This window comes from Cellulophaga sp. RHA19 (assembly GCF_002813425.1).
Lineage (GTDB): Bacteria > Bacteroidota > Bacteroidia > Flavobacteriales > Flavobacteriaceae > Cellulophaga.
In genome coordinates this window covers 3,911,060-3,934,755 of sequence record NZ_PHUL01000001.1, presented here as the reverse complement: position 1 = coordinate 3,934,755, position 23,696 = coordinate 3,911,060, and the positions used below count along the sequence as shown (strand labels likewise).

General features: G+C 31.4%; 25 protein-coding genes and 1 pseudogene. 12 read left to right on the top strand and 14 right to left on the bottom strand.

From position 1 onward, the window contains the following. Window positions 1–10: 10 nt before the first annotated feature. Window positions 11–358, bottom strand: a pseudogene (locus tag AX016_RS17155) (RNA polymerase sigma factor); the annotation flags it as partial. 164 nt (window positions 359–522) lie between these two features. Between AX016_RS17155 and AX016_RS17375 the strand changes: the two are divergent. Then, a complete protein-coding gene (locus AX016_RS17375; protein WP_232732651.1) occupies window positions 523–702 on the top strand; it encodes a rhodanese-like domain-containing protein in 180 nt (59 codons plus the stop codon). Window positions 703–801: 99 nt separating this feature from the next. Here the strand turns inward: AX016_RS17375 and AX016_RS17145 are convergent, their stop codons facing one another. Genes AX016_RS17145 through AX016_RS17120 form a run of 7 tightly spaced genes read right to left on the bottom strand, consistent with a single transcriptional unit; the run spans window position 802 to window position 4,469 of the window. Further along, window positions 802–1,386 (bottom strand): DUF1731 domain-containing protein, encoded by a 585-nt coding sequence (locus AX016_RS17145; RefSeq protein WP_330400385.1) that lies wholly within the window; start codon window positions 1,384–1,386, stop codon window positions 802–804. A 2-nt stretch (window positions 1,387–1,388) separates the two neighbouring features. Next, window positions 1,389–1,688 carry an NAD-dependent epimerase/dehydratase family protein gene (locus tag AX016_RS17450; RefSeq protein WP_330400384.1) on the bottom strand — a complete coding sequence of 100 codons (300 nt, stop codon included), beginning with the start codon at window positions 1,686–1,688 and terminating at the stop codon, window positions 1,389–1,391. Between the two features lie 5 nt (window positions 1,689–1,693). Beyond that, window positions 1,694–2,092: a hypothetical protein gene (locus tag AX016_RS17140; RefSeq protein WP_100893643.1), complete on the bottom strand. Its 399-nt coding sequence runs from the start codon at window positions 2,090–2,092 to the stop codon at window positions 1,694–1,696. A gap of 6 nt (window positions 2,093–2,098) precedes the next feature. Further along, window positions 2,099–2,851, bottom strand: coding sequence for a methyltransferase domain-containing protein (locus tag AX016_RS17135; RefSeq protein ID WP_100893642.1), 753 nt, complete (start codon window positions 2,849–2,851; stop codon window positions 2,099–2,101). Continuing rightward, on the bottom strand, window positions 2,845–3,579 hold the full coding sequence (locus AX016_RS17130; protein WP_100893641.1) for a DUF2071 domain-containing protein: 735 nt from the start codon (window positions 3,577–3,579) through the stop codon (window positions 2,845–2,847). Before AX016_RS17130 ends, AX016_RS17135 begins: the two co-directional genes overlap by 7 nt. 1 nt (window position 3,580) lies before the next feature. After that, complete coding sequence (locus tag AX016_RS17125) at window positions 3,581–3,958, bottom strand: DoxX-like family protein (protein ID WP_100893640.1); 378 nt, start codon at window positions 3,956–3,958, stop codon at window positions 3,581–3,583. 7 nt (window positions 3,959–3,965) lie between these two features. Then, window positions 3,966–4,469, bottom strand: a complete 504-nt coding sequence (locus tag AX016_RS17120) for a GbsR/MarR family transcriptional regulator (protein WP_100896770.1) — start codon at window positions 4,467–4,469, stop codon at window positions 3,966–3,968. Between the two features lie 257 nt (window positions 4,470–4,726). On the opposite strand from AX016_RS17120, the gene AX016_RS17115 reads away from it, so the two are divergent. From AX016_RS17115 to AX016_RS17075, 9 genes are all read left to right on the top strand, one after another. Further along, entirely contained in the window at window positions 4,727–9,718 is a 4,992-nt protein-coding gene (locus AX016_RS17115) for a DUF4132 domain-containing protein (RefSeq protein WP_100896769.1), read from the top strand. A 122-nt stretch (window positions 9,719–9,840) separates the two neighbouring features. Further along, window positions 9,841–10,257: a hypothetical protein gene (locus AX016_RS17110; protein ID WP_100896768.1), complete on the top strand. Its 417-nt coding sequence runs from the start codon at window positions 9,841–9,843 to the stop codon at window positions 10,255–10,257. A 40-nt stretch (window positions 10,258–10,297) separates the two neighbouring features. After that, window positions 10,298–10,630, top strand: a complete 333-nt coding sequence (locus AX016_RS17105; RefSeq protein WP_100896767.1) for a hypothetical protein — start codon at window positions 10,298–10,300, stop codon at window positions 10,628–10,630. Window positions 10,631–10,831: 201 nt separating this feature from the next. Then, on the top strand, window positions 10,832–11,335 hold the full coding sequence (locus AX016_RS17100) for an endonuclease V (protein ID WP_100896766.1): 504 nt from the start codon (window positions 10,832–10,834) through the stop codon (window positions 11,333–11,335). Window positions 11,336–11,449: 114 nt separating this feature from the next. Next, window positions 11,450–11,971, top strand: a complete 522-nt coding sequence (locus AX016_RS17095; protein WP_100896765.1) for a hypothetical protein — start codon at window positions 11,450–11,452, stop codon at window positions 11,969–11,971. A gap of 15 nt (window positions 11,972–11,986) precedes the next feature. Further along, a complete protein-coding gene (locus AX016_RS17090) occupies window positions 11,987–12,523 on the top strand; it encodes a hypothetical protein (RefSeq protein ID WP_100896764.1) in 537 nt (178 codons plus the stop codon). Continuing rightward, on the top strand, window positions 12,516–12,911 hold the full coding sequence (locus AX016_RS17085; RefSeq protein ID WP_198519456.1) for a hypothetical protein: 396 nt from the start codon (window positions 12,516–12,518) through the stop codon (window positions 12,909–12,911). The genes AX016_RS17090 and AX016_RS17085 overlap by 8 nt, the downstream gene beginning before the upstream one ends. 30 nt (window positions 12,912–12,941) lie before the next feature. Next, window positions 12,942–13,808 carry a hypothetical protein gene (locus AX016_RS17080; RefSeq protein ID WP_100896762.1) on the top strand — a complete coding sequence of 289 codons (867 nt, stop codon included), beginning with the start codon at window positions 12,942–12,944 and terminating at the stop codon, window positions 13,806–13,808. A 42-nt stretch (window positions 13,809–13,850) separates the two neighbouring features. Next, window positions 13,851–15,593, top strand: coding sequence for a leucine-rich repeat domain-containing protein (locus tag AX016_RS17075; RefSeq protein ID WP_100896761.1), 1,743 nt, complete (start codon window positions 13,851–13,853; stop codon window positions 15,591–15,593). Window positions 15,594–15,599: 6 nt separating this feature from the next. Here AX016_RS17075 and AX016_RS17070 read toward each other — a convergent pair whose 3' ends face one another. From AX016_RS17070 to AX016_RS17060, 3 genes are all read right to left on the bottom strand, one after another. Then, the gene (locus AX016_RS17070; RefSeq protein WP_100896760.1) at window positions 15,600–15,977 is read right to left on the bottom strand and encodes a hypothetical protein; all 378 of its coding nucleotides are present in this window, start codon (window positions 15,975–15,977) and stop codon (window positions 15,600–15,602) included. 19 nt (window positions 15,978–15,996) lie between these two features. Continuing rightward, window positions 15,997–16,581 carry a hypothetical protein gene (locus AX016_RS17065; protein ID WP_100896759.1) on the bottom strand — a complete coding sequence of 195 codons (585 nt, stop codon included), beginning with the start codon at window positions 16,579–16,581 and terminating at the stop codon, window positions 15,997–15,999. Between the two features lie 115 nt (window positions 16,582–16,696). Continuing rightward, window positions 16,697–17,713, bottom strand: coding sequence for an LLM class flavin-dependent oxidoreductase (locus tag AX016_RS17060; protein WP_100896758.1), 1,017 nt, complete (start codon window positions 17,711–17,713; stop codon window positions 16,697–16,699). A 343-nt stretch (window positions 17,714–18,056) separates the two neighbouring features. Between AX016_RS17060 and AX016_RS17055 the strand changes: the two genes are divergently transcribed. Further along, entirely contained in the window at window positions 18,057–18,638 is a 582-nt protein-coding gene (locus AX016_RS17055) for a DUF4494 domain-containing protein (protein WP_100896757.1), read from the top strand. 84 nt (window positions 18,639–18,722) lie between these two features. On the opposite strand, the gene AX016_RS17050 is transcribed toward AX016_RS17055, so the two are convergent. From AX016_RS17050 to AX016_RS17040, 3 genes are read right to left on the bottom strand one after another with little or no spacing between them, the layout of a single operon-like run. Then, window positions 18,723–20,738: a M3 family metallopeptidase gene (locus AX016_RS17050; protein WP_100896756.1), complete on the bottom strand. Its 2,016-nt coding sequence runs from the start codon at window positions 20,736–20,738 to the stop codon at window positions 18,723–18,725. A 52-nt stretch (window positions 20,739–20,790) separates the two neighbouring features. Next, window positions 20,791–21,282, bottom strand: a complete 492-nt coding sequence (gene purE, locus AX016_RS17045; protein ID WP_100896755.1) for a 5-(carboxyamino)imidazole ribonucleotide mutase — start codon at window positions 21,280–21,282, stop codon at window positions 20,791–20,793. A 3-nt stretch (window positions 21,283–21,285) separates the two neighbouring features. Beyond that, on the bottom strand, window positions 21,286–22,440 hold the full coding sequence (locus AX016_RS17040) for a 5-(carboxyamino)imidazole ribonucleotide synthase (protein ID WP_100896754.1): 1,155 nt from the start codon (window positions 22,438–22,440) through the stop codon (window positions 21,286–21,288). 127 nt (window positions 22,441–22,567) lie between these two features. Here AX016_RS17040 and AX016_RS17035 point away from each other — a divergent pair, with 127 nt between their 5' ends. Further along, window positions 22,568–23,674 carry an adenylate kinase gene (locus AX016_RS17035; RefSeq protein ID WP_100896753.1) on the top strand — a complete coding sequence of 369 codons (1,107 nt, stop codon included), beginning with the start codon at window positions 22,568–22,570 and terminating at the stop codon, window positions 23,672–23,674. Window positions 23,675–23,696 lie beyond the last annotated feature (22 nt).

Sequence of the window (23,696 nt, the reverse complement as noted above, 5' to 3'; positions counted from 1 at the left end):
CCTAATTTTCATTTTCTAAGTCACTATTCTCTAGCTTACTAAAGGGGTCTGCTACTTGTTCTTCTAACCAGTCTCCGTCTGAGTCTATGTTAGAGTTGTAAGACATTCTAACCTCTGCTTTACCTTTGTTAGAGTTTATTTTACGGTAGTGGTCTATCACTTTTCGTTTTAAAAATGGCAAAAGCCAAGTGCGTTCAGCAGCATCACCTTTGTAATTTTTTGCAGATTTTAGACCTGCAAAAAAAGTTTCTTGTACTAGGTCTTTAGCAATTTCAGAATCGCTTACTCTAGCTACTGCATAATTAAATAAATAATCTGCGTAGTTATCTACCCAAGTGTTAGGATTAAGGTGGTGCATTAGTTCTTGTGATTTTTCAAATGTAGGGGATTTTAATTAAAATGTTTAATTTTGACCAAAACAATCTTTTTTATTGAAATCTTTTTTTAGCGTACTTTTTTTTGCATTGGTAATTACGGCTTGTTCACAAAGTAAGTCAAAACATATCACAGAATTTTCACAGAATGATATTAAAAAATGCGTTGTTAGTAGATGTACGTACTTCTGAAGAGTACGGTTTGGGTCATTTAGAAAATTCTAAAAATGTAAATGTACTTAACGATTCTTTTGTAAGTTATTTTGATAGTATACCAAAAACAAAAACTATTTACGTTTACTGTAAAAGTGGAGGAAGAAAGCGCTAAAGCAGCAGCTAAATTAACAGAGTTAGGTTATAACGCTATAAATTTAGAAGGTGGTTTACGATGCTGTTAAAAGAAAAAAAATACTGCTAAAAAGTAAGTTTATTTTAAAATATCTTTTAGGGCAGATTTTAACGTATCAAATCTAAACTCATAACCATTCTTCTCTAACTTTTCTGGGTAAACTTTCATGCTATTTAAAATTAGGCTAGGTTCTGTGCCAATTATAAATCCGCCAATTTTTAGCATCCATGAAAAAGCAGGTAAGCCAAAAGGTACGTTTAATGTTTGCCTAATAGTACTCATAAGTTTTGTGTTAGATATTGCATCTGGTGCGGCAACAACTATTGGACCAGTAATAGCTTGGTTTTCTATGGCGTAATTAGTTGTTGCAACAAAATCTTTAGTGTGTACCCAGCTAACCATTTGTTTGCCACTTCCTTGTTTACCTCCTAAACCAAGTTTGGTTATTTTTTTTAAAGGAATTAATGCTCCGCCTTCTTTACCAAAAACTAAAGAAATACGTAGAGCAACTTTTCTTGTGTTGGGATTTTTTATAGCGTTAAAAGCTTTTTCCCATTCTAAGCCAACGTACAGCATAAAATCTTCTCCGTTTTCTTCTTTGTTAGGATGAGATATAGCAGCAGAAGATGCATTTAACCACACTTTTGGTGGATTGGCTACCAAATTTATGGCATTGCTAAAGCGGTAGTAGATTCTGTTCTAGAATTTAAAATAAGGGCTTTGTTTTCTTTTGTGAATCTACAGTCTACAGATTTACCAGTTAAATTTATTAATACATCTGCATTGTTTAAACTAGTATGCCATTTGTTAATTGTTTTAGCATCCCAGTTTACGTAACTTATATTTTCTTTTTTGCGAGACTTTCCACGAGTTAAAACAACTATTTCATTGTATTTACTAGTATAAAAATCTATTAATTTATTTCCTAAAAAACCCGTTCCTCCTGCAATAACTAGTTTGCTCATACTATTTAGTTGTTAAAATATATTATAAAAAATATAGTAGATAAATATACCCAAAATCCAGAGAATATAATGTGTATTGTGGTCTCAAATTTTTTGCCTTTCCATAAGTTTTTAGAATACACAAAAAACTGAAAAAATAAACGTATTGACCAGAATACAGCAAGCCCTAATACTAGTTTATTTCCTAAGGTTGTTTTTATTAATTCTGTTGCAGATGTAACACATAGCAAACCCATTAAGAAGACTGTTAATGCAATAAAAAAAGTGTGTGTAGTCATCATTTGCCTGTTTATTAACGCCAATGGTTGTAGCTCTGTTCTCCAGTTAAAGTATTTAGGAAAAAAGATGTGTGCCAAAGCAAGAACCATTAATAATATGCCTATAATATGTAAGTGAATTTGCATAATTCTTTATTTGCTATAGTTAAAAACCGTCATAAACGGTGTAAATTTCACTTCTTTAATTTTAGATAAGCCAGCATTTTTAAACGCATTTTGCCAAGTTTTTTTACTAAAAAAATGAGTAAAACCAATAGAAAAGGCTAAAAAATTAGGTACGTCTCTTAGGTGCTCTACCATTATAATTTTTCCCTCTGGCTTACATATCCTTTTACACTCAGTTAAAAACACTTCTTTTTCTTTATTGCATCTAATTTCGTGTGCTGCCGATAATAAAAATACAAGGTCTATACTTTGGTCTTTAAGCGGAATTTTGCTTGTTGTTATTTGCTGTGTATTTGGATATGTTAAACTTACCTTACGTGCGCGTACTATGGCAGGTTCTGTGTGCTGTTTTTTATTATAAAAATCGAATACTTTAATGTCTGATGTAGGAAAGTTTTTTTTAAGGATAAAACTTGTTTCATCAAAACCAGCATTAATATTTACAATTTTTTTTATGCTGCTACTTTTATTTATGTGTGTTTGTAGCCATTTAAAATTGTAATAACCTGAAAAATCGTAAACGTATGCAGAAACTAGAAGCGGAGTTACTAAACCATAAACAAATACACTAACTGTAACCCACAATATAATAGCAGGTAGTTTTAATAGTAGTATAGCAGTTATTAGAATAACTAGTACTAGTAAACCTAAAATATAAAAATGCCTGTTAAAGCTTAATATGTTACGTACTCCTTGAAATTTCTTGCGTTTTGTTACCATAATTCTAGTTTTCCTTTTTTCCAGTAATACGGAATATTAGTAATTAGAAAAGCATTTGCTAAAATTGGATTTTTAAATCCGGCTTCTTTTAAAAAATTAAAGTGATATTCATTAATATGTATAGGAGAAGGTTTCCAATTTTGTCGGACACCTTCAATAACTAAAATGCTATTTTTTTCTTTATTGTACGTAAAGGTAAATGGTAATGGTCCTGCAAACCTGCGTGCCTCTTTGTAAGTGCTAAAGGGTGAGTTTTTTGGCAGGTTAATATCGTTTAAATTATTGCTATAATTAATTTTAAAGTTTGATTTTAAAGAGGTTATTTGTGTGTTTTTTTGTTCTTTTTTTATTGTAATGTCTGTTGTAGTGTAGTTGTAATGCGTAAAAATATTACCCATAAACTGCATTTTCTTTTTATTGGTTTCAGACTTTAAAATGTATAATCCTCTTAAGCGTTTACCGGCCTTATTAGTGTAAGTAACAAATATTCTATAGCCAATTAAAAAAAAGTTATTACCCATAAATTTAGGCAAACCTTTAGGTCTCAAATCTTTTGTTTGTACCATTGCAACAGCTACAAAAGCCCATTTGTCTTTAAAGGTGTCTAGCTGTAAGTGCTTAGGTATTTTATGTGCCAATTCTTCTTTAGGAATAGCAAAAGTAAGTACGGTAGAGTTTGTAAAAAACGCTTCAACCGCAAACGGATGATTTTTAAAAGATGCTACCATACTAGTTCGTTTTTTTTAAGTAAAATTCATTATAGAATATCACACAAATTAAGAGAAAAGCAAAAACTATATTGTATTTGCCCCAGAGTAATAAATCTGGCACTAGAGTAAATTCTATAATATTCATTACACCTATTATTAGTATTTGTAGTATGGAGTTTACTCTAGATTTATAACCACTAACAATCCAACCTGCCATAAAAATTTCTAATACTCCAATGCTAATAGTTAGCGGTTTTGCAAAATCTTCTCCTAAAATGCGACTTACAATTTGCATGTGCCTTGGAACTAAGTTTAGCACTTTACACAATAAGCCGTTGGCAAGCCAAATAAGCCCAATAGCAATTGTTACTATTTTATTTAAGATGTTTTTTTGCATTGCTGGGTTAACTAAATATTTTTAAAATAGATTTTGTTATCCAATTTTGCTGTTGATTAGCCATTTTATTTAAAAGACTATCTGCAGTCTCTGTTAACTCGCACATTGCCTTTGTTTGTTTAATAAACTCATCAGTTTCTTTAGTGCCATCTGGTGCTATATTGCTAATTTCATTTAAAACTTTTATGGTTGGTTGTAACTCTCTTCGGCTACGTTCTTTTGCAATTATACGTGCCAATTCTTGCACATCTTTTTCAGTTGTAAAATATTCTTTACGTTCACCAGCTTTAAACTCTTTACTCACAATACCCCAGTCTATAAGTTGTCTTAAATTCATACTTGTGTTACCTCTAGAAATCTGTAATTCATCCATAATTTCTTCCATAGAAAGGGCATCAGTAGAAATAAATAAGAGCGACTGTATTTGAGCCATTGCTTTGTTAATTCCCCACAGCGTACCTAAGCTGCCCCAAGTATTTATAAATTTTGATTTAGCTTCTGTGTAGTTCATCTTTTAAAAACTTAAATTCATTACAAATATATATTAAATATTTTAAACTTTCAGTAATTATTGAAAGTTTGGTTATGTTGAATAGGTTGAACACAATTTACAGTAGTAGATAAATCCCAAAATTCAGGGATAAATAATGTTTGTAGTCTTAATAATTTGCAAAAGTTTTAAGATCAAACAAAATAAGAATATAAAGACTTAGTTTATATTTAAACCATAGTAAACAAAGCCTCAATTTAGAAAAGAATAAAACCCATATGATTCCATTTGAAAAAGCACAAGCGTATATTAAAAAGTATAAAAAAGAAGAGTTAACAGACGCAGATTTTGAGCAGTTTTCATATCCGTACCAAGTGCTGGGTATGATAGTGGCAGATGTGCTTAACCCACGTCAAAGGCACGAGACTGTAACTATTTTTTCTAATGTTTTTGATGATGAAACTACGGTAAATCCTTGGGCAACAGAAGAAGGTATTCGTTTAGGATCTTTTTTGTTTGGAGATATACAATCTCCTTTTTTACCAGTGTTATGGAGTATGTTTAATGCTTTGCCTTACCAAAATGGGTATAGCCGTAGAGCTTTTAGAACAAAGCCAAACACAGATCATCTATATAATAAATTAGAATATTTTAAACGTTTGTTATATGCTAATCGTAGTGGTTTTGGTTATCTGTCACTAAAAGAACAGTTTCAGTACTCTACGTATTTTGATAATAGATACAGTTACTTTTTTGCTGTTGTATTGGAGTTTAAAGGTGAGTTGGTAGATGAGGTTGTAAAAGATATTATACAGGCCGAAGATGAAATTGGAGGTATAAGTAGAGATATAATAAAAGGTTTACTACTTACTAAAAAAGAGGAGTATTGGGAGTTAGTAGCTAAATTATTATTGGCAGCGCAGCGCCAAGAAGGGTTAAGGCAAACTATTTTAGAGTCTATTGATACTACTAGTTTAGGAGCTTTAAAATATATGATGAATGTAATTTTAGAGAACGATTTAACTCGTTTTAGTAGTGTAGTTAGAGCAGTAGACACTTGGTTTGGTTTTGGTTGGGAAGCTCCTAAAAAATCTACAATAAAAAGAGTTTTAGAGTTAAGTAGAGATCATATTTTAGATTTAAATAATATTGATGACTGTTTAACCAGTAATGATAATTTAGAAATTTATGTTGGCCTTTGGGCTATAGGTTTAATTAATGTAGATGCTGCCAACCAAAAAGCATTAGAGCTGGTTTATAAAACAGATAGTTTAGAGAAAAAAATACTGTGTCTGTATTTTGTTAGTCAAACACAACGTACTCAGAATAGCATTGTTGATTACTATAAAAAAGAACTAGGTAATAATCCTGCATTAGATTATTGGTTAACTATTAATTTGCCAGTTTTAGAAATAGATAATGATCTTTTTAGTCGTCTAGAAAAAATTGCAGCTAGCTTACCAAAAGATGGTAAAGTGTATGAAGGAATGGTTTTCTCTTGGCTAAATTTTACAGTTACACCAAATTATTTTTACAATTTTATAATTAAACATGCTTCAGAAGAGCAATTGCTTTTGCTGTCTAATGACATAGCAAAGTTACCATCAGAAGTTAGAGAAAGTTACATTAGAAAAGTATTTCCAGAGCATTACACTTATTCTTTTGGGTACAATTATGGAAGTAAAAAACCAGGAATGCTTATTTTATCTAAAGATGCTTGGCGCAGACAATTGGCGCACCAAGCTATTAAAGATAGGAACGAGTCTGTAATGTCTACCGGTTTAACCGTTTTTCATCATATGCCATTATTTCAAGAAGACTTAGATGTAGTGGAAGATTTATTTGGTCGTAAAAACAAAACTTTACGTTCTGGCTTAATAAAACTTTTAATTAAGCAACCAGAGGATGTTTTTAAAAATAGTACGCAAAATTTAATAACAGCTAAAGCAGTAGACAAGCGTTTGGCAGCTTTAGAGATACTAACCTTAATAGAGGAAGAAGAGCAATATCCAGAATTTGTAGAAGAACAAATTAACTTGTATAAAGAGCGACCAAAATTTACTAAAAACGAAAGTGTATTTTTAGATAAGTTTTCTAAAACTAAAATTGGATTTACATATAGTAATGGTTTTGGAGCAGTAGATTACACTAATTTGTCACCACTTTACACACCAGAAGTTAAGTTTAATAACAGCAAAAGTTTTTTTGATAAACTGGGTATTTCTACAGCAAAATTTAAGTTTAGCAATTTTATAGATGAACGTAAAACAGTTGGTGCCATAAATAATTTAATAGCATTAGTTTATGAGCATAGAAATTATGAATATAAGTTAGAGGCTTATGATGGTAGTACAACCACAGCTTTATTAGCTAATACCATTCACGAAATTAAAAAATTTAGAGAAGAGATGTCTGCAGAGGAGCATTTGCATAATATACCTTTGGCAGATGTTTGGATAAAATGGTACAATGAAAGTAAATTAAACGATTTTGAGATGTATGCTGCAATAAACTACATAAATACGTTTACTGCTCCTTATGGCAATTACAAAAAGCTTGAAGATTATGTAAAGCAATACACTCCTAACTTAGAAGGCATAAAGTTAGACCCTGCAGACCGTAGTTATTACAGTACAAACGCCAGATATACTAAAATTTTAAGACGCTTATTTAGGGCTTTTGCAGATAGGCCTGCCGTGTTAAGTTTTAAATTAAGTGTTTGGGAAGATGCTATTGCAAACTTTCCAGAGAAGCTAAAAAAAGAGAAGTTTACTTATGGCGAAGGTTACAGGTATAATAATTATGATTGGGTAGATGTTATTAATGGTTTAGTAGTTGTAATAAACGAACAAGAACTTATAAAGTTTGGAGATTTAGAGCAACTAAAAAAATATTGGGATATAAAAATGTATTTGGCAGCACAATATATAGGGTATCCAAAAGTAATAACAAGCATTGAAGACATTACAGAAAAAAGAAATACCAATAGAGGATTACAGTTACCGCTTTTAGATATTTCATTGGTTTTGTATCAAAAAAAACTAATTACTAAAGACGATTTACTTTTTCAGGCACTAAACTCTCATGAGTTAATGTCTATTTTAGATGGTGCTCAAAACTACAGAATACGTAATGGTAATTTAGATGTAGACTTGGTTCCGTTTGGAGTTTTAAATGCATTAAAAACAAACATACTTTCTACAGAGTTAGAGCGTGGAGATTTAGCTACAGATGCCACAGGTTATATTTCTAGTCTATCAAAAATAGAAGGTGTAGACTATGTTTTTAAGGTGTTACAGCGTATGGGTAAAGATACTTTTGAGCGTGGTTACAGCTATTATGGAGACACAAAAAAATCTACCTTTAGTTCTATCTTAAAAAAGAGTGCATTAAAAGATACAGAAACTTATGCAGACTTTGTAGCACTTGCAGATGAAGCTAAAATTCCAAAGAAAAGATTAGTAGAACTTGCTTGTTATGCAACGCAATGGGCTGGTTTTGTTGGTGAGTATCTTGGACTAGAAAAATTAGAAGATGCTGTATGGTGGTTTCAGGCACATGCATCAGATTATATGAGTAGTGAAAAAGAAACTATAATTTCTAGATATTCTAACATTCCAAAGTCCGACTTTGCAATTGGTGCAATAGATATAGACTGGTTTAATAAAGTGTATAAAAGTATAGGCAAAGCCAATTGGAAAATATTACACGAAGCTGCCAAATATATTACAGACGGCAATGGGCACAGACAAGTAAAACTATACTCTAGTGTAATGCTTGGTGAGGTTAAAATTACAGAAACCTTAAAAAAAATTACAGAGAAAAGAGATAAAGACTATGTTAGGGCTTTAGGTTTAATTCCGTTAAGTAAAACTATTCCAGAGAAAGACTTATTAAAACGATACAACCTATTGCAAAAGTTTTTAAAAGAAAGCAAGCAATTTGGAGCGCAACGTCAAGAGAGTGAGAAAAATGCTGTAGAAATTGCTTTAGATAACCTGTCTAGAAACGCAGGTTTTCAAGACCGCGTACGCTTTAGTTGGGCTATGGAAAGTAAAGCAACTTTAGCAATAATGGAAAATGCTGTTTTAAAGTTTGATGATGCCGTTATAGAACTAGTAATTACAGACAATGGTAAAACAGATATTCTAGTCACTAAAGGTAATAAAAAACAAAAATCTATACCTGCCAAGTATAAAAAAGACAAACAAGTATTGGCCTTAAAAGAAGGCAAGTCTTACTTGTCTAAACAATATAGTAGAACTCGTTTGTCTCTAGAAAATGCAATGGTAAATGAAGACGAGTTTACCGCAGCAGAGATACACAAAATAATGCAACACCCAATTGTAAAAGTTATGCTTAGCAAATTGGTATTGTTTGCTCCAGATAAGCAAATCTCTGGTTTTTATGCAGACGGAGTATTAACAGATACAGAAGGTAAAAAGCATATTTTAAAAGAAGATGATGTCTTGGTAATTGCACATCCATCTCACCTATACAAAGCCGTACAGTGGGATTTGTACCAAAAACACCTTTTTGCAGAGCGTTTGGTACAGCCATTTAAACAAGTATTTAGAGAGTTGTACTTGGTTACTAAAGACGAGCTAGAGCTTGGGTCAAAATCAGAACGTTACCAAGGACACCAAATTCAGCCACAAAAAACCGTGGCATTATTACGTGGTCGTGGTTGGACGGTTAGCCATGAAGACGGATTGCAAAAAGTGTATCATAAAAAAGGTTTTATGGCAACAATGTATGCTATGGCAGATTGGTTTTCGCCAGCAGATATAGAGGCTCCAACTTTAGAGCACATAGTATTTTACTCATTAGAAAATTACAAGCCAATTCCTTTAAAAGATGTGCCACCGGTGGTTTTTAGCGAAATTATGAGAGACATAGACCTTGTGGTAAGTGTTGCTCACGTTGGTGGTGTAGATCCAGAAGCTAGTCACAGCACTATGCAAATGCGTGCTGCATTAGCAACCGAGTCTGCACAGCTCTTTAAACTTAAAAACATTACAGTTAAAGAGCGCCACATATTGGTAGCAGGTACTTTGGGTGAGTATAGCATACATTTAGGAAGCGGACAAGTAAGTAAAAATGGCTTACAATTATCTATAATTCCTGTACACAGTCAGCACAGAGGACGTATGTTTTTACCCTTTGTAGACGATGATCCAAAATCGGCAGAAATTATTTCTAAAATGAAACTTTTGTCAGAAGACAACAAAATACAAGATCCAACAATTTTAGCACAAATAAATAGCTAATTTTAAAATTATAAGGGCGTTCCCCACTTAAGGTGGGGCGGGCTTTTGTTGTAAGTCCTCGTGCTATCGCACTGTGGGCTTTACACGCCAATCCCTAACGCACCAAAAAACTATAAATACATATGCCACAACTAACACTACAACTTAAAAGGCTAGGTAAAAAAAAGGTAAAACAAATACCATTAACCTTAGACGCAACTCCTAATAATTTGCAAGAGTTATTGGTAGGTTGTGTAAAAAACCAAGTAGAAGCTTTTAATAAAAAGAGATTAGAGGTTAATGTGGTTGGCTTTTTAAGTCCTGCAGAAATACAAGACCAAGCCCAAAGTGGTAAAGTAGATTTTGGAGATTTAGCAAATAAAGATTTAGCTGTAGAACAAGAGGCTATAGATAATGTGCTACTAGCTTTTAAAGACGGACTTTTTGTTGTTTTTGTAGATGGTGATGAGGTTACTAGTTTAGATACTCCTTTACAATTAACTAAAGACAGTGTTGTAGCCTTTATACGTATGACGTTTTTAGTAGGCACTTACTGGTAGTTTATACATAATGTTAATGCATTTAATATAAAAAAATGTGATGAAAAAAATAGTTCTTCTTCTGCTTGTATTAAACTTTGGGTGTGCTAAAAACATAGCTAGGGTACCTAAATCGGCTAGAATTACAGTAAAATATAGGGTTTTAGACGAAGAAATAAGCCCTAATAATATAAACTGCGCTTATAGAGTAGCTTCGTATTTACAAATGAAGGATAATGATTGTTCATTTAAAATAGAAGAATTTGAGTTTGATATAGAACGTAAATATGTACTTAACAGTAATGGAAGTTTAAAAGAGTATTGGATGTATTTGGCAGAAGGCCCATTAACCTATTCTATGGAGCAATTAAATGACGATCTAAAATTTAAGTAATATGAAGAACTAAATAATTTTAATATAAAAATAGCTGAAGATAGGGCAGCAATTATAGATAATAATACCATCTTTAAAATTGAAAGAATTTTTAAAAAACAAAAACTAATTTTAATTGAAAAAGGGAACAATGAAATTTTTGAAGGAAGAAGAATTTTATACGCTTACAAGTAAACCAAATTTTAAAAAGAGATACATATTATGATTTTAGCCTTTGATACTTATTACTATAACAATAAAGCAAAAACAGTTGGTGTTAGTTTTAGTAATTGGTTAGATGATACTGTTTTAGATATAAAGGAAGAAGTTATTAAAGATGTGCCAGACTATGAGCCAGGTGCATTTTATAAAAGAGAATTACCTTGTATTTTAAGTTTACTTAAACAGTATAATTTACAAGATGTGGAGTTAATAATAGTAGATAGTTATGTTTTATTAGATGATGAAGGTAAACTAGGTTTGGGAGGTCATTTATATAATAATTTAGATAAAAAAATTCCTATTATAGGTGTTGCAAAATCTAGTTTTCATTTAAATAAAACAAACAGTAAACTTCTTTTAAGAGGAGACAGTATAAAGCCACTTTATATATCTGCCATAGGTATAAATTTAGATGAGGCTTATGAGTTGGTAAAATCTATGCACGGTAATTACAGAATGCCAACCTTACTACAAATTTTAGATACCAAAACAAAAGAAAAATAATTATATCATTACCCTGTTTTTAGATTTTTCTAAAAAATAATACCCCTGAAAAAAGGGATTTATATAACAATGTATTGCTGTAAATTGCGGTAAATTAATTGGTGTACAATTGTTATGGTAAAATATAAAGTAGTTTTATTTTTTTTACTGGTTGTTGGGGGTGTAAATGCGCAGCAACAACCAAAAGAAGTTTCTTTAAAAGAAATGAAACAAGTATGGGCTACTTTTTTATCAGCCTTAAAAACAAAAGACACTGTAAAATTTAAACGGTTGTCTGCTTCAAAAATTAGATGTTATGCCTGTTTAGAGAATACTCCAGAAGAAGAAAAAGAACTAACTACTTTTAGAGATACAGAGGAGGATTGGTACACTGCACTTTACACTACTAAAATTTATATCCCTGTAGACCTTTTTATAGCAGAAGATTACAGCCTAATTTTTACACATAACTTTATTGGACTTTTAGTAGAAAGCGAAACTATTTATGTAAACCACACAATAGATGGTGTTAATTATATAGAGGTTTTAGTAACTACAACCAAGCCAACTAAGTTTTATGAAGGCGGACAGCATACATTTAGATTTGTAAAACAAAATAATACTTGGCTTTTAGACGATTTAAGTACAATTCCTTAATAATAGAAATAGAATATGGTAGAAGTAAAATCTTTAGTGATGGCTATAATTAGCTTTTTTTTACAAGGAGAAGTTCCTTTGGTGAGCACAGATACAGTGTTTTTTGTAGATGTAGAATCTAAAACAATAACTATAGAACAACATAATTTGTCTACAATTAAAGGGCAAGAAGAAGCTGCTATTGTTGGTTTAGAATTAGCTATCAAACAAACATCGTTAGACGATTCTTTGCAACGTTTAACATTAGTGTCTAAAGATGTTTTTACAGTGGGTAATAAGCTTAATGCAACCATAAAATTAAGTTACAATTCTATAAAAGACATTACCTCTTTGGGTTTTAATTTAAATACAGATGGTACGTATGCCTATTATAAAAATAATACAATAGAGTTACTAGCAGATAATGGAGTAGAAGAGGAGCATCAATTCAACTTTAAAGCAGATCAAAATATAAAGTTTAAAGTAATGCCAATTTTACATAAAGATATTAAACTAATTTCTTTAACTACAGCTTGGGCTAAAGCACAACAAAAAATGAATGAAAATGAATAAAGAAGAAAATCAGCTTAATGAACTACAAAAAATATCAGAAACAAAGCTTAAAGAGGTGTTAGATGAGTACCTAAATTTTATGTCTAGTGCAAAGTACCTTCGCTATGTTTTGTTGCTTTTTGGAGCATTGGTGCTGTTATACAATGTATTTATAGCAGGCAAATCATATTCTTACTCAGATTATAACACTATAAAAACAGTAGTAATTTTAATATGCTGCATATTTATAACGGCATTATTGGTTTTTGCAGGTATTTATTTTACTAAACAAGTAAAAGTAAAAGGGAAATTAAAAGAAATAGCAGAGTATCATAATCTAGACTTTAAAAAGGTACGTAAAGAGTTTAATCTATATGTAAAAGACACCTTAGGCGGATATCCTGTATAAAATAACTATAACCATATAAACACTAAACTTATGAAAAATTACGCTTTACAATTAGTAGCAGTATGCTCAATTATTATAATTACGTCATGTAACTTTAATAAAGATTCTAATATAGGTCTAACCAATAAAAATGAAGGTCTAAGTGCGTCTAGAGTAGCTGTTACTGTAGATGATGAACCATTAGAAGAACCTATATTGGTCTACGGTAAAACTTTGGTAACTACTTTTAAAGAAATAGAAGGGTTTACAGAAGAAAACGGAAAATATTACCCAAATTTAGCAGTAGCTGTAATTTCTAAAAAAGGAGATACAGTTTTAAAATACCCTAGTTTGTTGCAAAATTCTAAAATTGGGTTAAATACAGATATGAAGGATTTAGTAGGGAGAATAAGTTTTGCTAACCCTATTTTATCTAGCAATAATTATGATGTTATTTATACATTAACAGACTTAAAAGGCAATGGTGTGTTAACTTCTTCAATGGAAATTGAACTTGTTAAGGATCCGGATATTAGCATTAATGCAGATAAATTAAGCTATAAAGAGTGTTATTTGTTCTCTACAGAGCGTAAGTCTGTGATTACCAATAGAAAAGTTGGGTTTAATGATAAAATGTTGTTTATATTTGAGGGCCTAAAAGGATTTACTATAAAAGACGGTACTATAGAAATAGGAATGACAATGCTTGTTAAAGATGATGATGAGCGTATTATACTAGACCAAACAGATCTATTTTTAAACCAAAAATTAGCACCAGAATTAGTAGAGCAATCTATACAGGCTTCTTTAATAACAACAAAAGGAGCTGTTAGTAATCCTGTAAAGTGGCAAGTGAAAATTTGGGATAAAAATAGTGATGCAGAAATTACAGCAGAAACCTTTTTAGAGGTGGAGTAGTTTTTTTGTGTTGCGCAGAATTAAATTAAACACAACTAACCATTGGAAGAATTAATTTTAGATGCATTATTTCAAGACTTTAAGGAGAGAGAAGTTTTGAAAGTGTCACCTTTTGGAGATATTTTTTTTAAAGAAGATGATTTAAAAGGAGGAGAGGTCTATTCCGTTTGTCAAATTTTACCCCCAAGAAGACAAGCAAGTAATCCGGCACAAAAAGGAGAATTTGTATTTTTATGTCAAATAATTGCTTTTGACGAATCTACTTTTCAACAGTTTTTAACAGCAAGAAAAAAATCTTTTTTTAAACGTAGCGCTCCAGAACAAATTCAGAATTTATACGAAGCCGTATTTACTAGATTTGGTTTGCGTTTAGAGCTTAAAAAAAGACTAGGAAAAACAACCAAAAGTGAAGTTTATGGGTATTGTACTTACGACCCGTATAACAGTGCAAATCCTTTGGCAGAAAAAATAGATCAGTCAATATACCATAAGGAAGTTTTAAGGTATATAGAGAATCATCCGCGTACTTATTATTCAGATATTTGGGAGTTAAATAGTGAAAATGATTTTGGGCCGGCAACACAAAAATTGTATTATGGTTATGGTTTTGAGCTACCACATGGTATTTTTACTTGCTCTAATCTTAAGTGTTTGGCAGTATCTAACCAAACTGTACAAGATTTATACCCGGGAATATTAAAATTAAAATCGTTAAATGAGCTTACCTTGCGTAATGTAAGCTTAATAGCACCAGATCTCATAAATAAATTATATAAGTTTAACTACTTAGTTTCTTTAACTATATCTAGAGACGGAGATTATTATAGTGTTCCTTTAAGTGGCTTGCCTCCTAATCTAGAGAAAATAAAAAGTTTAAAATATCTAAATTTTTCAGGTAATAAAAGTCCTCTATGGTCTTCTGTTGTAAAAATTACAGGCTTAAAAAGTCTTAATTTATCAAACACATCTTTAAGTAGAATATCATCAAGAATAAAATACTTAAATCAATTAGAGGAGTTAGATCTATCAAATAATAGAATAGAAGAACTACCAGAGAGTTTGGTTACTTTAAAAAGACTAAAAATACTTAGGTTAAATAAAAATCCGCTTTTAGAATTGCCTAGTTGGTTAAATAAAATGAAGCAATTAGAAATTTTGGATGTTAGTGAAACAAATATTTCTACTGTACCAGAAAACTTATCTAATTTAATTAATTTAAAAGAGCTTAATTTAAAAAAGAATGTATTTAAAGAGTTGCCAACTACATTAAATAAAATACCATCTAATGTATTGCAGTTAGAATTAAAAAACCAGGCATTATTTAATTATGAGGTAAAGTTAAAGCTAGAGCAATTGCCAGAGGGTGATTGTTATTTTGAGTCCGACTTTAATTTTAAATTAATGGTAATAAATAAGTTAATGTATGTAGATGAGGTTTTGTACCCAAAATTTAACGTACACTTTTTTGTAAAAAATTACAAAGACCGTAAAATTGATATTGAGGAAGAAGGATATCAAATAATACCAGAAGTTGCTGCTTATTTTAAAAAATTACCAATTCCGTCTTCTTTATTACCAGATATTAAAGCTTTAGAGCCAGATGGTGGAGATGAAATATACGGTCAGTTAATTCCTTTTTGGAGCGGAGAAGACGATTGTTTTGATGTAAAATCTATTGAAGATATTAAGTATTTGCCCAGCTTAGAAATAACTAATTCTATGAATTTTTCAGAAGATTTGGTAGCACAAATAAAAGCTATGAATATAAAAGTTATACCGTATTAATTTTATTTAAAGAGAAACCAAACACTCTAACGGATACCATTTATTGTTCTTTTGTTTGTAATAAACGGTTATAAAACTACCATTACATATTTTAAAACTAACCTCGCGTATTTTAATATTTGCAATATCGCTGGTATGTTTAAAATGTTTAGTTATTGTTTTGTTAGTTAAAATAGATTGTAGCTCTTTTAATTGCAAAGAGTAGTTGTATTGCTCAAAAATATTCCCAATTTTTTTTACTGCTTTATTGCAAGTATATTTTTGTAGCATTTTTGTTTCTTTTTTTACCTTCTTATAGCAGTTTATAGAATTATTTTGCTGAGCAATTGAAGAATGATAAATGAAAAACGAAATAAGTATAAATAAAATTTGTAAGTGTTTCATATGATTAGTTTAAGTTTTTTTATGCACTACAATCTGTAGTTACACGGTCTATTAAGGTTAATATCCATTTGTCATCAATATAACTTAGAAAAAATATTAAATCTTCATTATTGTCATCAACTAAAACAATTCTATAACTATTTTTTTCTAATTCTAAAGCACGTTTTAGTTCTTTAGTGTATGTTTCAGAAGTTAGTTCATACTTTAAATTTTTAATTGTATTAGTAAAGAGAGTACTTTTTTGTATCGTATCACAAAACAACCCTTTTTTAGACCAGCTATAAGTGTTACAATCAAATTTAGGAGGTTTGTTGTAACTTATTTTGGTGCTAGATATGGGTTCTGTGTACGGCAGGTAATTAGGTATGGGTTTTTTAAAGTTAATAGAACTTATGGTCCTGTAATTATCTAAAGCACCATACCTAACAAGTATAGTAATTCCATTTTCTTTAGAGGTGTAATTATTTATAATTTTAGCATTTTTATCTTTAAACGCTACAACAATATTGGTAATTGTTTCTTCTAGTAGAACTTTATTATTCTGAGCACTATTTTGTAAACATAAAAAAGAGAATAGTATTAAAAGTAGATGTCTAAATTTCATTCTGTTGAGTTCATTTTAAAACAAAAATAAAGCAACTTCTAAGATCTATACACACGGATTACCGTGAAATTACAAATCCAAAAAATTGCTCTATCAAAACAAAAAAAACTTACTTTTATTCCTTTTCTAAATTTATTTCATTCATTATTTCTGAAAATAATTTATATGATTTTATGCGGTCTTTGTGATCGTAAATGTTTGTTACCGCAATAAGCTCATCAACCTGAGTTTGTTCTAAAAATTCTTTTACCTGCTTTTTTACAGTTGTTTTGCTTCCTATAAAAGAATATTTTAACATTTGGTCTACAGCAGGGTGTTTAAAAAGTTCACGCAAATCATCTGTCATTTCTACTGGCGGTAACATAAAATCTCTTTGGTTGGTAAGTAGGCCAACTATAATTTTAAGTAATGATGTAGATATTTTTTCAGCTTCCTCATCAGTATCAGCTACAATAACATTTACACCAGCCATAGTGTATGGTTTATCTAAATAACTAGACGGTACAAATTCTTCATTGTAAATTTTAAGTGCTTCATGAAGCTTTGCTGTAGCAAAATGACTAGCAAATGCGTATGGCAAGCCTTTTCTAGATGATAAATGTGCACTGTCTGTACTAGAACCTAAAATATATAATGGCACATCTACACCCTCGGCAACTGTTGCTCTTACTTTAGAGTTTTTGTTTTCTGCAGAAAAATACTGTTGTATTTGTACAACTTCTTCTGGGAACGAGTGTGCTGCCTGTGTGTGGTTTGCTCTAATAGCGTGTGCCGTTTCTGGGTCTGTTCCTGGAGCTCTACCTAAACCTAAATCTATACGGTTAGCATATAAACTACCTAATGTGCCAAATTGTTCGGCAATAATTAAAGGGGAGTGGTTAGGTAGCATAATACCACCAGAACCAACACGTATTGTTTTTGTGTTTTCTGCAACTTTACCTATTAATATTGCGGTTGCAGAACTAGCTATGGTTATAGAGTTATGATGCTCTGCTAGCCAAAAACGCTTGTAACCAAATTTTTCTGCGTTTTGTGCAAGGTCTACACTATTATTAAACGTGGTTTGTAAAGAACTACCTTTAGATACAATTGCGAGTTCTAAAACCGAATATGCTATTTTTTTTAATGACATTTTTTTAATTTTTTGCTGCTATTTTAAGAAAGTAACAGTTTTTGGACTTTATTTTGTCGTACTAAAGACCTATTAATTACACGTGCTTAGCGGCGTGTAAATTGTGAGCTACAAAAATACAATTAAGCGGTAAATAACACGGCTATTTTAAGATGTGTTATGATTTATTTAAGTGAAGTTTAGGAGTTAAAAAATAGATTAATATTAGAAGTTTTAAATTCAACTACCTTGTTATAAGTGTGCTATGTTTTTTAATTTTAAATTGTGAATATCTATTTTTATAATAGCAGTCTAATTTTTTATGTAACGGTTATATTTGGCTTCCCAAAAAACAGGAAAAATTATGAGCGCAACTTGGTACGAATGCAAGGTAAAATATAGAAAAATGAGCGACACTGGAGCTCAAAAAGTAACAACAGAACCTTATTTGGTAGATGCTATTTCTTATACGGAGGCAGAAACTAGAATTAATGAGGAGATGAAAGCTTACATTAGTGATGAGTTTAAAATAACAAACATTAAGGTTGCTAATTTTGCAGAAATTCATCCTTTTGAAAACACAGATCGTTGGTTTAAAAGTAAAGTTTCTTTAATTGCTTTTGATGAAGAAAGTGGTAAAGAGCGTAAAACAAATATGTACTTATTAGTACAAGCTAACGATGTTAAAGAAGCATATGATAATACCGTTGCTGTAATGAAAGATACTATGGGAGATTATACCATACCAGCTATTACAGAGTCACCAATTATGGATGTTTTTCCTTATTTCTCTGGTGAAGAAGGAGAGTTAGATCGTATTCATAAATTTAACGAAATAAAAGATTCTGTTCCTGAGGTAGAAGAAACAGAAGAGGCTAAAGAAATTTTAGAGGATGAAGCGTTAGCGCTTGTTAGTGCAGAGGTAGATTTAGATGAAGAAGAATAGAGAGTAAGTACTCTTACTAAAATAAAAAACCAGGATAATAAGTAAATTATTATCCTGGTTTTTATGTTTAAATTTTATTGTAATCTACAATAATCCCGCTCTTTCTAGTAGAGCTTCAACTTTTGGTTCTGCACCTCTAAAACGTTTGTATAAAACCATTGGGTTTTCTGTACCTCCTTTAGACAATACATTATCTTTAAATTTAGTAGCTACGTTTTTGTTAAAAATTCCTTCTTCTTTAAAGTAAGCAAATGCGTCTGCATCTAAAACTTCGGCCCATTTATAACTATAATAACCAGAAGAATATCCTCCCTGAAAAATATGAGAAAAAGCAGTGCTCATACAAGTTTCTGCTGTGCTAGGGTATAAATCTGTGCCTGTAAAGGCTTTATCTTCTTGTGCTTTAACATCAGTAAATTTTGTTGGGTCTACACCGTGCCAAGACATATCTAATAAACCAAAACTTAATTGGCGTAAGGTTTGCATACCTTCTTGAAAAGTAGCAGATTCTTTTATTTTTTGTACCAACTCCATAGGTATAACTTCTCCTGTTTGGTAATGTGTTGCAAAAAGCTCAAGAGCTTCTTTCTCATAACACCAGTTTTCTAAAACCTGACTTGGTAATTCTACAAAGTCCCAATACACAGATGTGCCAGATAAACTTGGGTACGTAGTGTTTGCTAACATACCGTGTAAACCGTGACCAAATTCATGAAACAATGTTGTAACCTCGTTAAAAGTTAACAATGATGGTTTAGTATCTGTAGGTTTTGTAAAGTTGCATACGTTAGATATATGTGGACGAACGTTTACACCGTCTTTTATATATTGTGGTTTGTAAGAGGTCATCCAAGCGCCACCACGCTTGCCAGCTCTTGGGTGAAAATCTGCGTAGAATAAAGAGACAAAAGTATTTTCTGCGTCATACACCTCGTATGTTTTTACATCTTCATGGTATTTGTCTACATTGTTAACTTCTTTAAACTGTAAACCAAATAATTTCTCGGCTACTTTAAAAACACCAGCAATTACATTTTCTAGTTTAAAGTAAGGTTTTAGTATTTCATCATCTAAGCTAAAAAGTTTTTGCTTTAGTTTTTCAGAATAATACGCACCATCCCATTTTTGTAATTGGTCTATACCATCCAATTCTTTAGCAAAATCTTCTAGCTGTTTAAACTCGCGTTCAGCAGCTGGTTTTGCTTTTTCTAATAATTCATTTAAAAAAGAATGTACTTTTTCTGGCGTTTCTGCCATACGTTCTTCTAACACAAAATTAGCGTGTGTTGCATACCCAAGTAAATTGGCACGCTCGTGGCGTAATTTTGCTATTTTTAATACATTTTCCTGGTTGTCTAACTCATCACCTTTAAACGCTTTACTACCAAATGCTAATGATAATTTTTTACGAAGCTCTCTGTTTTTAGCATACTTCATAAAAGGTATATAGCTAGGATAATCTAATGTTATTAGCCAACCATCTAAATCTTTAGATTTTGCTAGTTGTGCTGCAGCTTCTTTTTCACCTTCTGGCAAACCATCTAAATCTGCTTCATTAGTTAAATGCATTTTAAATTTATTGGTTTCTGCCAATACATTTTCTCCAAACTTTAGTTTTAGTTTAGATAATTCTGCATCTATTTCTCTAAGTCTTGCTTTTTTATCATCAGCTAAGTTTGCACCGTTTCTGCTAAACCCTTTGTATCTTTTGTCTAACAATGTTTGTTGTTCTACAGTTAGGTTTAAACTGTCTTTTTGCTCATAAACGGTTTTAACTCTTTTAAATAAAGCTTCGTTTAAAGTAATATCATTACCAAACTCAGATAATAAAGGAGAAACTTCCTGTGCTATTTTTTGTATTTCTTCATTGGTTTCTGCTGAATTTAAATTAAAAAACACACTAGAAATACGGTCTAACTGCTCACCAGCAAAATCTAAAGCCTCAATAGTATTTTTAAATGTAGGAGCGTTAGTATTATTTGTTATAGCATCTATTTCTGCTCTTGCATCTGCCATAGCTTGTGTAAAAGCACGCATAAAATGCTCGTTTTCAATTTGAGAAAACGGTGCAGTATCAAAATGGGATAATAATGGATTCATTTTTTAATATTTTAAGATATTACGGTAATGAGAAAATTTTAGAAGGGCTGTATTACTTTATGCTTTTTACTTTTTCTGCTCCTTCAATAACTTTTTGCTTTAATCCTTCTTTATAAAAAATTATTTTATCCAATACACATTTGTCAGATGACCCAATAATTTGTGCAGCTAAAATACCAGCGTTTTTTGCGCCATTTAGAGCAACAGTTGCAACAGGTACGCCACCAGGCATTTGTAATATTGATAAAACAGAATCCCAACCATCTATAGAGTTGCTACTTTTTACAGGAACACCAATTACTGGTAGTGGAGACATAGATGCAACCATACCTGGTAGGTGTGCTGCGCCACCTGCACCTGCAATAATAACACTATAACCGTTTGTATGTGCGTTTTTACTAAAGTCGAATAATTTTTCTGGTGTACGGTGTGCAGAAACAATATCTACATCTACCTCAATATCAAAACCTTTTAAAATATCTATTGCGTCTTGCATTACAGGAAGGTCACTTGTGCTTCCCATTACTACGGCTACTTTGCTCATAATTTATTCGCTTATTACTTTAATTGTATTTTTTACTTGTTCGGCTATCTTACGAGCCTTATCTACATCTTTATTTACAATAGTTACGTGTCCCATTTTACGAAAAGGTCTTGTTTCCTTTTTACCGTAAATATGCGGAGTAACACCTTCTAGCTTTAAAATATCTTCCATATTTTTATAGACTACATTACCCGTATAGCCTTCTGCGCCAACAAGATTTACCATAATACCAGCAACTTTACTTTTTGTATTACCTAATGGCAAGCCCAGTATAGCACGTATATGTTGCTCAAACTGGTTAGTGTAGCTGGCTTCTATACTATAATGCCCGCTGTTGTGTGGTCTAGGAGCAACTTCGTTCACTAATATTTCATCTTCATTAGTTTGGAACATTTCTACAGCTAACAAACCAACGTGTTTAATTTTATCTGCTACTTGTAAAGCTACTTCTTGTGCTTTTTGGGCAACAGCGTCTGGTATTCTAGCCGGACAAATAACATATTCTACTTGGTTGGCTTCTGGGTGAAACTCCATTTCTACAACAGGATATGTTTTTACTTCACCTTTACTATTGCGAGCAACAATTACTGCAAGTTCATTTTTAAAAGGCACCATTTCTTCTGCAATACATTCTACATTGGGTAGATCTTCTAAATCGGTTAATGTACGTACAACTTTTACACCTTGACCATCATAACCAAACTGAGCACATTTCCAAACAAATGGTAAGTTTAATCCGCCATTTTCTACACTGTCTTTAATTTCGCTAGTATAGGCAAATCTGTGAAAATCTGCGGTAGGTATATTATGGTCTACGTAGAATAATTTTTGAGTAGCCTTGTTGTGTATAACACGTAAAGCACTTGTTGGTGGGTATACTTTTTTGCCTTCGTTTTCTAATTTTTCAAGCGCAGATAAATTTACATTTTCTATTTCTATAGTTAGTACATCTACCGTTTTTCCAAAATTGTAAACAGTATCAAAATCTAAAATATCACCTTTAACAAATTCATTACAAGCAATACTAGAGGGTGCATCATCTGTAGCTTCTAAAACTTTAGTAAATATGTCTAATTTACGGGTTTCATAGAGCATCATTTTACCTAATTGGCCACCGCCCAAGATACCAAGTTTAAAGTCAGAAGAAAAAAAGTTCATTTTTGTAATTTTTGCAGTATTGTTAACTTGGTAACAAAAATACACTTAAATCTTAAAACTGCTCTTGTATATCCTAAAAAGAGAAATCAAAATGGTATATTTGCGCTTTTAATAAATGAACATCCAATTGATTAAGCTACACGACAAATATTTTAGACCTTATTTAACCGAGCAACAGATTTTAGCTGCGGTTAAAAATATAGCGGATAAAATTGCCGAAGATTACAAAGATGAGGTTCCGGTTTTTATAGGTGTACTTAATGGTTCCTTTATGTTTGTCGCAGATTTGCTTAAAGCATACGAACACAATTGCGAGGTTTCTTTTGTTAGACTAAGTTCTTACAGTGGGCTGTCTTCTACAGGAATTGTAGAAACACTAATAGATGTATCTGATACTATTGAAGGTAGAAGTGTAATAATATTAGAAGATGTTATAGACACTGGCCGTACTGTTAAAGAGCTGGTGCATATGTTTAGCAACAGTAACGTTAAAGAGTTTAAAATAGCTACTTTATTTTACAAACCATCTGTGTATAGTGGTGAGTATAATATAGATTACGTAGGTATAGAAATTCCAAATAAATTTATTGTAGGTTACGGGTTAGATTATAACGAGCTTGGTAGAAACCTAAAAGAAGTGTATCAACTAAATCAAAATAATATGATAAATCTTGTACTATTCGGGAAACCGGGAGCTGGCAAGGGCACACAGGCAAATTTTTTAAAAGAACAGTACAATTTAAAACATATTTCTACAGGAGATGTGTTTCGTTACAATATAAAAAATGGTACAGAATTAGGTACACTAGCAAAGTCTTTTATAGATAAGGGTGAGTTGGTGCCAGATGAAGTAACAATTAATATGTTAAAGGAAGAAGTAGAGAAGAATCCGGATGCAAGTGGATTTATTTTTGATGGTTTCCCAAGAACAACTGCACAAGCAGAAGCATTAGATAACTTTTTATCTACTAAAGATATGAAGATTGATGCAACTATTGCTTTAGATGCAAATGACGAAGTTTTAATACAACGTTTGTTAGAACGTGGTAAAGTTAGTGGTAGAAGTGATGACCAAGACGAAAGTAAAATTCGTAATAGGTTTGATGAGTACAACCAAAAAACTGCTCCGTTACAAGCATACTATGACAAGCAAGGCAAATTCCATACTGTAGATGGTATAGGAGAAATAAAAGATATTACAACAAGGTTAAGTAAAGTAATAGATACTTTATAAAACTACACACTTATTATATTAA